Below are 9,241 nucleotides of genomic sequence, written 5' to 3'. Positions count from 1 at the left end.
CCCTGCATCCCCAGCTTTGGCGTGCAGCGCCGCCAGAAGCAGCCCTGGTTCACACGAATTGAGCTGCCGCCGCTCCTCGATGCTCTGTGCGGTGCTGTCTCAGTCGACGGTCTTACCTGAGATGTGTCGGTCAGTCAGGATCCAGCCACCGGCCAACAGGGACGGCATCACCTGGATCCCAGTCTGATCCAGAAGGCTGTGCGGCGAGCCGCGCTCGCTGCAGGTGTCAGCAAGCCGGCGACACCTCACACCTTCCGCCATTCGTTTGCCACCCACCTGCTGGAGCGGGGGCAGGATATCCGCACGATCCAGGAATTGATGGGGCACAGCGATGTCAAGACCACGATGATCTACACGCATGTGCTGAATCGAGGCCCTCTGGGCGTGAGCAGCCCCGCCGACCTTTTGTAACGGCATGAACGGCCTTATGCGGATCCGTCTATGAAGCCGTGACGTGTGAAGGTTCTCTGCAACTTCCTTGCAAGGACAAGGTTTTCATGCTGTTGCACTCAGGTCGACCCGCTCTTATGCTGCCAAGAGAAGCAAGTTGCCGGTATTCACTGGATCCGCCCATTCAGCGTTAGGCTAATTCAGACGGCCAGATCACCATGAGTCGAAACCCGCTGCCTGAATGCCTTCTTGAGATGAACTATTTCAGGCTTCTTCTGGAGGAATACAAGCAGATTATGAATAATCCCAATATTGTGGTTTTCAAGCCAACGGCCGTCCAGGAGAAGTGGTATGGCTTTGATCAGTCATTCATCTCAACTACCAATAGCAATCCGCAAATAGCCGATGATATCAGAGGCTTTATTCATAATGACAAGAAGATATCCGAGCCTATCTACCAAGCCGTTTTCCTTCAGTTCAAGGTCGTTGATCGAATGCAAAGAAGGAGTGCCAGGAGGCCGCCGTCATTCGTAACCCCATACTATCGCTCAGAGCTATATCTGGATAGAAACAAAGATACAGGCCTGTCTCAGCACGAGACCCTCCTCCGCATCTCTAGGCTGGAGAATGGTGAGACGCACTACGTATGCCCGATGATCTTCTCCATAGAGGATGTCAGGCGTACCCCCGCAACAAGTGACTTGCAGGTTGTTGATATCCGTACAGCCCCCTCAGGGTGGGTTACAACTGAAAAGCACGCTATCTGCTTTCAGACACCTCAGTCTGCTCCGGTCTGGTGCAGTGATCCCATTCCAGGCGAAAGCCTCACGTGGAAGCAAGTAGTTGAGAGACTCACCGACCTGAGTGAGGATGAAGTCTTTTCTCTGATTACTGAAGCCAAGAGCATTAAACAGAGTTCGGGAGATTTTAGCAAGCTTATGCTTCAGTCAGCTGAATCAGAGCCCAATCCACTGGATGGTTCAATGGTCGTATTTGCTAGAGAGGCCTAACATCCAGATGCAGAAGACGGGAGCATTAGTCGTGTTCCGAGCCATTTCACCACTGCCCGCTTCTGATCTGGAGCGTTAGCCGCATAAGGCCTAGGAATCAGATTCCATCTCAGGTATTTGAGATAAGGCTAGTCTGGCCTGAAGAATCCTGGCGCTTCTACTATTTGCTTGATTGTCATCGAGGGTTTTTCAGAGTAATCCCCGTCGGTTCCTACTTGGATTAGGAGGTTTCTGTCTTGGACTGGATGACTCTTGCGAAAGGGCTTAATTGTTTTTACATCTACTCCTGCTCGGACAAGCGTAAGGGCTACCAGCTTAACATCTGATAATGGCACATCTTTGCCAAACCATATTGCATTGGTTGCTCCTTGCTGCTGTGGCACTCCCTTTACAAATGTAAAACCTAGGTCTAAAAGAGTTTTTTCTACGACATCGGAATCCACATTCTTTGGGAAGTACTGAACAGTAATTCGTTGTCTTTCTGATTTGATAGATGGGGTGTTTGACCTCGCTGCTTCCTGAAGCAGCCCATTCGCAAGCTTGCTTTTACGGATTCTCTCGGGGCTTGCAACTGCCGCAGTTTCAGGAGTAAAACCAAATCCAATCAAAAGGGTTTGAAGGCCCTGTATCGCTTTGCCAACATCTGCGCTTACAGACTTAAGCTGCATCTGAAGTTCCAGAATTTTAAGCTGGTCAATTTGATGTTGCTTTTCTGCTTGCAGAGCTTGCCGTTTTGCGCTTTCAGCTTTTTGCTGGCCAAAGGCGATTGCTAGGCCAGCAGGAATAGTAATCATCAAGACAAGCGTAGGTTTAGCCCACCAAGCCTTGCGATTTTTGGGATCCAAAAAAAGACTGAATAAGCCTGACCCCACCAGCCAAGCCTGTGTCAACCAGAGCTCCATCTTGGCGGCAATAATTAGAATCTAAGCATAAAACGTCCACAATGAATTGCAAGAGCCTGAAACGGCCTGTCACATTACTTCGATCTTCACCGTGCTATATCCGGCTAACAAGCCCCTCGAGTGGACAGGCCACCACCGGCTCACTGCTACGCCGCTCGGAGCTTCCTGTCTGCCACTCAGGGGCAGCGTTAGACAGGCCGAAGATCGGTTGCGTCGCCGTATCCCTGGAGATACAATGGTGGCATGCTGGAGATTCGGGAAACCCCTGCCTATGCCGCATGGTTCATTGGGCTGCGTGATCGGGCGGCAAAAGCACGCATCGACATTCGGATTAGACGTTTATCCCTGGGTAATCCAGGTGATGCCCGTCCAGTCGGAGAAGGTGTCTCTGAGCTTCGGATTCGTTATGGCCCTGGCTACCGGATCTATTTCATAAGCCAAGGCAACAAGCTTATTGTTCTTCTCGCTGGTGGCGATAAGGGCTCGCAAGCAAATGACATCCAGCATGCCAAGGATCTTGCTCGTAATCTTTAGGGAGAAGCCAATGACCAAAACCGAAACAGCTGTCTGGGATCCAGCCAATCATTTCACAAACAGTGATGACATGGCAGCCTATCTTGAAGCCGCTCTGGAGGATGGAGATCCAAAGCTAGTGGCTGCTGCCTTGGGTGATATTGCTCGTGCCAAGGGCATGTCGCAGATAGCACGTGAAGCTGGACTGGGCCGGGAAAGCCTCTACAAGGCTCTCACATCAAGCGGGAATCCTGAACTGGCAACCGTCTTGAAGGTTATCTCTGCACTCGGACTTCAACTGCATGCCAGTCCTGCTGTTGAGGCGGAGACGGCTGTCTAACAATGCCATACACCTGGGCCGCCTCCAAATGACTCCATTCGTCGCATGAGATCCTTGCGGCCAGGTGATGGCAAGCGTTCGAAGGATCGGAGCGTGGATTGAGGATCTGGGCTCGTGAAAGACCTTAATCAGGATGAGCACACTGCTGAAGCTCACTCCGATGGAGATAGACCGGCTGGAACGTAGGAGCTGCGACTGTGCCTTGCTCAAGAGGGATGACAGCGGTGGCTGGTATTGCTAATACAGGGGTACGGATCTGGATATCTCCGCAACGCCATGGCCGCCTCGAAAAAAGCTTCTGCCACGAACACCTCTGGCAGCGCCCCTGCCTTGCTAGGGAGGGCCCGCACGGTGATCTACTGCCACGGGATCTCGAACATGCCTCCCGAAGGGGTGTTGCGATCGGAGTGGGACCGGGCCCTCTTCGGTGCCGACCAGGGGGAGCGCACACGCATGGCTTATTGGGTGGACCGGGAGCGCTACCCGGAGGCGGCAGGCTTCTCCACCCGGGCCATTGGTGAGGACCGGGCCACCCTGCAGCCGGGGACGGATGCGCTGCTTGCCGCCTCGATCCAGGACAGTGATGAGCCGGCGGAGTCGGAGGCGTTCGTGGCCGCGCTCACGCAGGAACTGGAGGCGGCTGCCCGGACTGCTGCCAAGCGGGGGGCGCCAATGGGAGGAGCCGCAGCGCTCTCGATGGAGGCGAAGGGGCTATGGAGCCCGGTGACGGCGATGTTCACCAAGGCGTTCCTGGCGGATGTAAACGATTTCCTGTTCAACAAGACCAAGCGCGAGCGGATGGTGCAGACGGTGAAGGACCGGGTCATCACCGGCGGGGCCCCATTCGTGGTGATCGGCCACAGCCAGGGGAGCATGGTGACGTACCAGGCGCTGATGGAGTTGGGAGCCGCCTTGGAGGTGGATCTGTACGTCACGATAGGCTCGCCGCTGGGGCTGCCCCAGGTGACCGACGTGCTGCAGAAATGGCACGGAAAGAAGCTGCCGATCCCGGCCGGTGTGAAGCGCTGGGTGAACATCGCCCAGGAAGGCGACATCGTCTGCATGGACCAGAGCCTGGCCGACGAGTACAGCGCCGCCGGAAAGCCCACGATTCTGGATGAACGGGTGGAGGGGATCGTCTGGCCGCCAAGCAAGGCCCATTCGGCCAGTCGCTATCTCTCGCGGCGATACACCCAGGAAACGGTGATGGCGGCGCTGGATCGCTCCCGCTTCCAGCCGGTGAGCCCGATGACGGTGGCCCGCAGCCTGGCCGATGCGCTGGATGTGGAGGCCGCCGCCCGGGTGCCGGTACTGATCGAACTGGCGGACCGCTCGGCGGGCGCGGGGGACGGGAGCGACACCCTTCAGGACGCCCGGAACACGGTGCTGGCCTGGATCAATGCCAACGTGCTCACGGATCCGATCAACGCCGAGACGGTGTTTCTGGAAGACCAGCTGGACCGCTACGTGGCGGTGAACCTGACCCGCGCCGAGGTGGAGACCCTGGCGGCCGAAATGAGCCACCAGTACGGCGCGGCCTCTCCGGCGGTGTACCGGATTTTCAGCAACAGCAGGAAGAAGGCCCTGATGCGCGATTCGATCCACACGGTGCAGGCCCGTACCGCCCAGCTGGGCTACAACGCCTGCGGCCAGGGGATCACCTGGGCTGTGCTGGACACCGGAATCGACCGGCAACATCCCCATTTCCACAACCCCGCCTTCGCCCCCCAAGGAACGATCACCGCCGAGTGGGACTGCACCGCAAGGGGCCCGGTCCAAGCCGGCAGCGGCAACGACGCCAACGGCCACGGCACTCATGTGGCGGGCATCATCGCCGGAGGTCTTCAGTCGGTGGACAGTGCGGCAGGACCGGACATGCTCGCCATGGCGCCCCGGGCCAGGCTGGTGATCTACAAGGTTCTGGCAGACAACGGCAGCGGCTACGACGCCTGGATCATTAAGGCGATCGACCACATCTGGAAGCAGAACCAGGACGGACGGCGCCTTGCGATCCAGGGGGTGAACCTAAGCCTGGGAGGACCGTTCGATCCAGCCAGCTTCGGTTGCGGCGATTCACCGCTGTGCGCCTCCCTGCTGCGGCTGGTGCGTCAGGGCGTGCTGGTGGTGCTGGCGGCGGGCAACGAGGGTAGCGGCGACATCGTGGTGGACGGCTCCAGCTCCACCCGCTCCTTCGACCTCTCGATCGGTGATCCAGCCAACCTGGACGAGGCCATCGCCGTGGGGTCGGTGCACCCCACCCTGCCCCACCGCTACGGCACCTCCTACTTCTCCTCGCGGGGCCCCACCGCCGATGGCCGCCTCAAGCCCGACGTGGTGGGCCCGGGGGAGCGGATCCTCTCCTGCCGCAGCAGCAGCGACCCCAACCGCACCCCCAACCGCGACAAGGGGAAGTGCCTCGATGAGCTGTATGTGGCCCTCTCCGGCACCAGCATGGCCGCGCCCCACATCTCCGGTCTGCTGGCCTCCTTCCTGTCGGTGCGCACCGAGTTCATCGGGTATCCCGACCGGGTGAAGCAGATCCTGCTTGACAACTGCACCGACCTCAAACGCGACCGCTACCACCAGGGGGCGGGGCTGCCGAATCTCTCCAAGATGTTGCTGCAGACATGAAGTAGAAGGAATGATGGCAGTTTGCTCATGTTTGTCAGACCAGAACATGGCGCAAGCGCAGGAGTTCTGCCAATGAAGATGAGCCTGCGAAGGTTACTTGCTTAAGGGCGACGCATCGAACACACCCCTCGAGTGGACAGGCCACCACACGCTCTCTGAGTACTTCCACGCTCCTTGCCTGCCACTCAGGGTCAGCGTTCGAAGGATGTGTTGTCCTTGATGGGAGCCGGCAAGGCAGCGTTGCGCGACCGTAGCCAGGGGGCTACAGTTGGTGCATGGTTGAAGTCCGCCAGACAGAGCGGTTCGTCCGATGGCTTGCGGGTCTCCGTGATCTGAGGGCCCGGGTGAAGGTTCTGGCCAGGATCGAGCGCCTCATCGGCGGCAATCCTGGTGACGTCAAGCCCGTTGGGGCCGGCGTGTCGGAGTTGCGGATCAACTACGGCCCTGGATACAGGGTCTACTACCTGCAGAGGGGAACTGCCTTGATCATCCTTTTGGCTGGCGGAGACAAGAGCTCACAAGCCAAGGACATTGATGAGGCCCTTCTGTTGGCAGATCACCTGACGGAGGAGACCTGATGAGAACCACGACGACCCCTTACGACGTTGCCGAGCATCTGCGCACACCGGAGGAGATGGCGGCCTACCTGGAAGCCTGCATCGAGGAGGCGGATGGTGATGCTGCCTTTATTGCTAAGGCCCTGGGCGATATCGCGCGGGCCCAGGGGATGACCCAGGTGGCCAGAGAATCAGGACTTTCCAGGGAAAGCCTCTACAAGGCCTTATCTGGAGAGCGCAGCCCGAGCTTTGACACCATCCTGAAGGTCGTCTCGGCCCTTGGACTGAAGTTGAGCGCCAGTGTGAGAAGTGAAGCGGAGGTGACTTGAGATCTGCTGGCGGGTTATGGGTCCGAAAACGCTGCCTGTGAAGATGCGACACCTTCGAACAAGCCCCTGGAGTGGACAGGCCGCCGTCGATCCTGCTTCGATAGCAATAGCTACTTGCCTGCCACTCAGGGGCAGCGTTAGCTGTACAGGAAGATCGAGCTGGCTATCCTTGAGCTGATGGGGAAGATCACGGATGCCGACAGTCCTCAGAAGCGGTCCGTACAGGTTCTACTTCTACAGCCACGAACCCAATGAGCCACCACATATACATGTTGATCGAGATCAGGACTCTTGCAAGGTTTGGCTCACGCCAGTTGCACTTTCTTCAAGTCTTGGATTTAAAGCCAGGGAGCTACGTGAGATTGAGCGGCTTGTCAGCTTGAACAGAGGTATTCTGTTGAAGGCATGGGAGGAGTTTCATGGCTAACCCTGGCGAGCGGGTCATAGAGGTTGCCTGCACAGAGGACAAGCTGATCGTTGACCTCGCAGACGGACGCTCCATCTCAGTGCCTCTGGCCTGGTACCCGCGCCTGCTGCACGCCTCCCCTCTAGAGCGTGGCAATTGGCAGATTGCTGGCGCTGGCTTTGGAATCCATTGGCCAGATATTGATGAGGATCTGAGCGTGGAGGGTCTACTGCGTGGAGCGCCATCACCTAGGGCGAAGGTGCTGAGCAGCTAACACCGCCATGCACCAGAGCCGCCACCGTTTAGTTGGTACCTCAAGCAATATCTTCTTGCGGCCTGGTGATGGCGAACGGTTAGCCATTTAATAGAGACACTATGTTTTACCTTGATCAAGTCGTTCCCTGGGGCCGTTCGTTCGACGAATACGCTGCCATGTTTTCATTGGCCGATGCTGATATGACAGGCCGCATCCTTGGCTGTGGGGATGGGCCCGCTGGCTTCAATGCAGAAGCCACCAGAATAGGTGCAAAGGTTATGTCTTTCGATCCAATCTACAGATGCAGCAAGGCCGATATCGAAGCTCGCATTGCCGCCACCTACGAGAAAGTGATTACTCAGACTAGGCAGAACCAGCATGAGTTCGTTTGGGAAGCCATTACATCAGTCGAGGAGCTAGGTCGGGTCCGCATGGCCGCGATGCGAACCTTCTTGGATGACTATCCAGTCGGCTTGATTGAGGGTAGGTACTTGAACTTGGAATTACCATCTCTGCCATTTCCTGATGGCGATTTCGACTTAGCACTTTGCTCGCATCTTCTATTCTTGTATAGCCAGCAGCTAGATGAGGGGTTTCACTATGCTTCACTGCTGGAGCTATGTCGAGTTGCCAAGGAAGTAAGGGTGTTTCCACTGCTTGCATTGGGCGGTGCGCTTTCACCTCATCTTCAAGGGAGTGTCGAGATGCTGCGTGCAGCAGGTTACCAGGTGTCGATTGAGCGGGTGCGCTACGAGTTCCAGCGAGGCGCTTGTGAGATGCTGCGGATTCAACGTGATGATGGCTAAAGTCAAGATTCACCAGTCGTTCCTAGAATGTTAGGTTGAGTGTATATGGCTACTGACCGCCGCTGCTCTTGCGCGTTTTGTCGCATACTCAGACCATGAAACAAATAGAAGTTAGGCAGGCTGTTTTTTCGGATTTGCAGCTTCTGTCACCCCTGCTGGATGCGTATCGCGTCTTCTATGGAGCCAGGCGTGATGTTGATGCGGCCAGACAATTTCTACTTGAGCGTTTCAATCATGGGGAATCGGTGCTCTTCATTGCGATGATTGAAGAGACTGTAGCTGGTTTTTGCCAGCTCTATCCGAGCTTTTCCTCTGTTTCACTGGCGCGGACTTTCATCCTGAATGACCTGTATGTAGTGGAAAGTTATCGCAAGCAGGGCATTGCAACTATGCTCCTTCATGCCGCGGCTGAGTTTGCCAAGGAGGTCGGAGCGATAAGACTTACGCTTTCAACTGCTATCAACAATCAAGCAGCTCAAGACCTATATGGGCAGGCTGGCTGGATTCGAGATAAAGACTTCTATGTTTACAACCTGAAGATATCGGCATAACATCCTGCTGCACTTGGCCGCCTCCACAAAGGCCCGCTAGTCTTTTGAGATTTCTGCGGCAGGTGAGCAGAGCGTTAGAAGGATCAAGGACCACCTGCTTGACGTGTTGACGTCATTGCTTTAGTTATCAAAAATGACCGAAACCAAGCGCGCTACTATTTACTTCAACGAGAGTGTCCATAAGGCACTGCGCCTGAAGGCGCTTCCTCAGGCCGGTCAACATCTGAATTGGATAATGATGCTGTACGAAACAGCTTGGCTGATGATGCAGAAGAACTCAAGCATACTGAAGCTCACCAGTCAAAGCAAAGCATCAGGCTTGGCTCCTATGTACTAGATCTTAGGAGTAGTTGAAGGAAACATCTCAATCAAGTCATCTGCAGTCAAGGCACTTGAAGCAATCTCGGACAAAAGGGCACCTCGAAATATTGCCATTTCTGAGTCAACATTGAGAAGCCACAAGCTCATCCTCTGCACATGCAGATCCGCCAGATGACTGGCATCCATGACTTCAAGGCGAGACGATTGTCCCGCTACCAAATGATCAAGC

The 9,241-nt window shown here is 56.1% G+C and carries 13 protein-coding genes and 1 pseudogene; 12 read left to right on the top strand and 2 right to left on the bottom strand.

The window, feature by feature from the left end; translation table 11 throughout:
- Positions 1-132 precede the first annotated feature (132 nt).
- Positions 133-411: pseudogene (locus KBY67_RS14360) on the top strand (tyrosine-type recombinase/integrase); the annotation flags it as partial.
- A 197-nt stretch (positions 412-608) separates the two neighbouring features.
- Positions 609-1,400 carry a hypothetical protein gene (locus tag KBY67_RS14355; protein WP_255111766.1) on the top strand — a complete coding sequence of 264 codons (792 nt, stop codon included), beginning with the start codon at positions 609-611 and terminating at the stop codon, positions 1,398-1,400.
- A 128-nt stretch (positions 1,401-1,528) separates the two neighbouring features.
- Here the strand turns inward: KBY67_RS14355 and KBY67_RS14350 are convergent, their stop codons facing one another.
- On the bottom strand, positions 1,529-2,302 hold the full coding sequence (locus KBY67_RS14350) for a hypothetical protein (protein WP_255111765.1): 774 nt from the start codon (positions 2,300-2,302) through the stop codon (positions 1,529-1,531).
- A 243-nt stretch (positions 2,303-2,545) separates the two neighbouring features.
- Between KBY67_RS14350 and KBY67_RS14345 the strand changes: the two genes are divergently transcribed.
- The 10 genes from KBY67_RS14345 (at position 2,546) to KBY67_RS14300 (ending at position 9,028) form a co-directional block, all read left to right on the top strand.
- The gene (locus KBY67_RS14345) at positions 2,546-2,836 is read left to right on the top strand and encodes a type II toxin-antitoxin system RelE/ParE family toxin (RefSeq protein WP_255111764.1); all 291 of its coding nucleotides are present in this window, start codon (positions 2,546-2,548) and stop codon (positions 2,834-2,836) included.
- Positions 2,837-2,846: 10 nt separating this feature from the next.
- Entirely contained in the window at positions 2,847-3,155 is a 309-nt protein-coding gene (locus tag KBY67_RS14340; protein WP_255111763.1) for an addiction module antidote protein, read from the top strand.
- A 330-nt stretch (positions 3,156-3,485) separates the two neighbouring features.
- Complete coding sequence (locus KBY67_RS14335) at positions 3,486-5,786, top strand: S8 family peptidase (RefSeq protein ID WP_255111762.1); 2,301 nt, start codon at positions 3,486-3,488, stop codon at positions 5,784-5,786.
- A 275-nt stretch (positions 5,787-6,061) separates the two neighbouring features.
- Positions 6,062-6,364, top strand: coding sequence for a type II toxin-antitoxin system RelE/ParE family toxin (locus tag KBY67_RS14330; RefSeq protein ID WP_255111761.1), 303 nt, complete (start codon positions 6,062-6,064; stop codon positions 6,362-6,364).
- The gene (locus KBY67_RS14325) at positions 6,364-6,672 is read left to right on the top strand and encodes an addiction module antidote protein (RefSeq protein ID WP_255111760.1); all 309 of its coding nucleotides are present in this window, start codon (positions 6,364-6,366) and stop codon (positions 6,670-6,672) included. Before KBY67_RS14330 ends, KBY67_RS14325 begins: the two co-directional genes overlap by 1 nt.
- Positions 6,673-6,865: 193 nt before the next feature.
- Positions 6,866-7,099 carry a DUF4160 domain-containing protein gene (locus tag KBY67_RS14320; protein WP_255111759.1) on the top strand — a complete coding sequence of 78 codons (234 nt, stop codon included), beginning with the start codon at positions 6,866-6,868 and terminating at the stop codon, positions 7,097-7,099.
- Positions 7,092-7,352, top strand: a complete 261-nt coding sequence (locus KBY67_RS14315) for a DUF2442 domain-containing protein (protein ID WP_255111758.1) — start codon at positions 7,092-7,094, stop codon at positions 7,350-7,352. The genes KBY67_RS14320 and KBY67_RS14315 overlap by 8 nt, the downstream gene beginning before the upstream one ends.
- A 101-nt stretch (positions 7,353-7,453) precedes the next feature.
- Entirely contained in the window at positions 7,454-8,140 is a 687-nt protein-coding gene (locus KBY67_RS14310; RefSeq protein WP_255111757.1) for an SAM-dependent methyltransferase, read from the top strand.
- Between the two features lie 95 nt (positions 8,141-8,235).
- On the top strand, positions 8,236-8,691 hold the full coding sequence (locus KBY67_RS14305; RefSeq protein ID WP_255111756.1) for a GNAT family N-acetyltransferase: 456 nt from the start codon (positions 8,236-8,238) through the stop codon (positions 8,689-8,691).
- Positions 8,692-8,824: 133 nt separating this feature from the next.
- A complete protein-coding gene (locus tag KBY67_RS14300) occupies positions 8,825-9,028 on the top strand; it encodes a hypothetical protein (RefSeq protein ID WP_255111755.1) in 204 nt (67 codons plus the stop codon).
- On the opposite strand, the gene KBY67_RS14295 is transcribed toward KBY67_RS14300, so the two are convergent.
- Positions 9,025-9,241: hypothetical protein (locus tag KBY67_RS14295; RefSeq protein ID WP_255111754.1), on the bottom strand; the 217-nt coding region annotated here is incomplete at its 5' end. The two genes, KBY67_RS14300 and KBY67_RS14295, sit on opposite strands and share 4 nt — an antisense overlap.

Origin of the sequence: Synechococcus sp. RedBA-s (assembly GCF_024345495.1) — a bacterium.
Classification (GTDB): Bacteria; Cyanobacteriota; Cyanobacteriia; order PCC-6307; family Cyanobiaceae; genus Regnicoccus_A.
Note: the sequence above shows the minus strand (reverse complement) of the source record. Positions and strands in the feature narration are given on the sequence as shown.

Bases quoted from the DNA above. Each gene is read 5' to 3' on its own strand.
- KBY67_RS14300 (WP_255111755.1), top strand. From the start codon at position 8,825: ATGACCGAAACCAAGCGCGCTACTATTTACTTCAACGAGAGTGTCCAT.
- KBY67_RS14310 (WP_255111757.1), top strand. From the start codon at position 7,454: ATGTTTTACCTTGATCAAGTCGTTCCCTGGGGCCGTTCGTTCGACGAA.
- KBY67_RS14315 (WP_255111758.1), top strand. From the start codon at position 7,092: ATGGCTAACCCTGGCGAGCGGGTCATAGAGGTTGCCTGCACAGAGGAC.
- KBY67_RS14320 (WP_255111759.1), top strand. From the start codon at position 6,866: ATGCCGACAGTCCTCAGAAGCGGTCCGTACAGGTTCTACTTCTACAGC.
- KBY67_RS14325 (WP_255111760.1), top strand. From the start codon at position 6,364: ATGAGAACCACGACGACCCCTTACGACGTTGCCGAGCATCTGCGCACA.
- KBY67_RS14340 (WP_255111763.1), top strand. From the start codon at position 2,847: ATGACCAAAACCGAAACAGCTGTCTGGGATCCAGCCAATCATTTCACA.
- KBY67_RS14345 (WP_255111764.1), top strand. From the start codon at position 2,546: ATGCTGGAGATTCGGGAAACCCCTGCCTATGCCGCATGGTTCATTGGG.
- KBY67_RS14350 (WP_255111765.1), bottom strand. From the start codon at position 2,302: ATGGAGCTCTGGTTGACACAGGCTTGGCTGGTGGGGTCAGGCTTATTC.
- KBY67_RS14355 (WP_255111766.1), top strand. From the start codon at position 609: ATGAGTCGAAACCCGCTGCCTGAATGCCTTCTTGAGATGAACTATTTC.
- KBY67_RS14330 (WP_255111761.1), top strand. From the start codon at position 6,062: ATGGTTGAAGTCCGCCAGACAGAGCGGTTCGTCCGATGGCTTGCGGGT.
- KBY67_RS14305 (WP_255111756.1), top strand. From the start codon at position 8,236: ATGAAACAAATAGAAGTTAGGCAGGCTGTTTTTTCGGATTTGCAGCTT.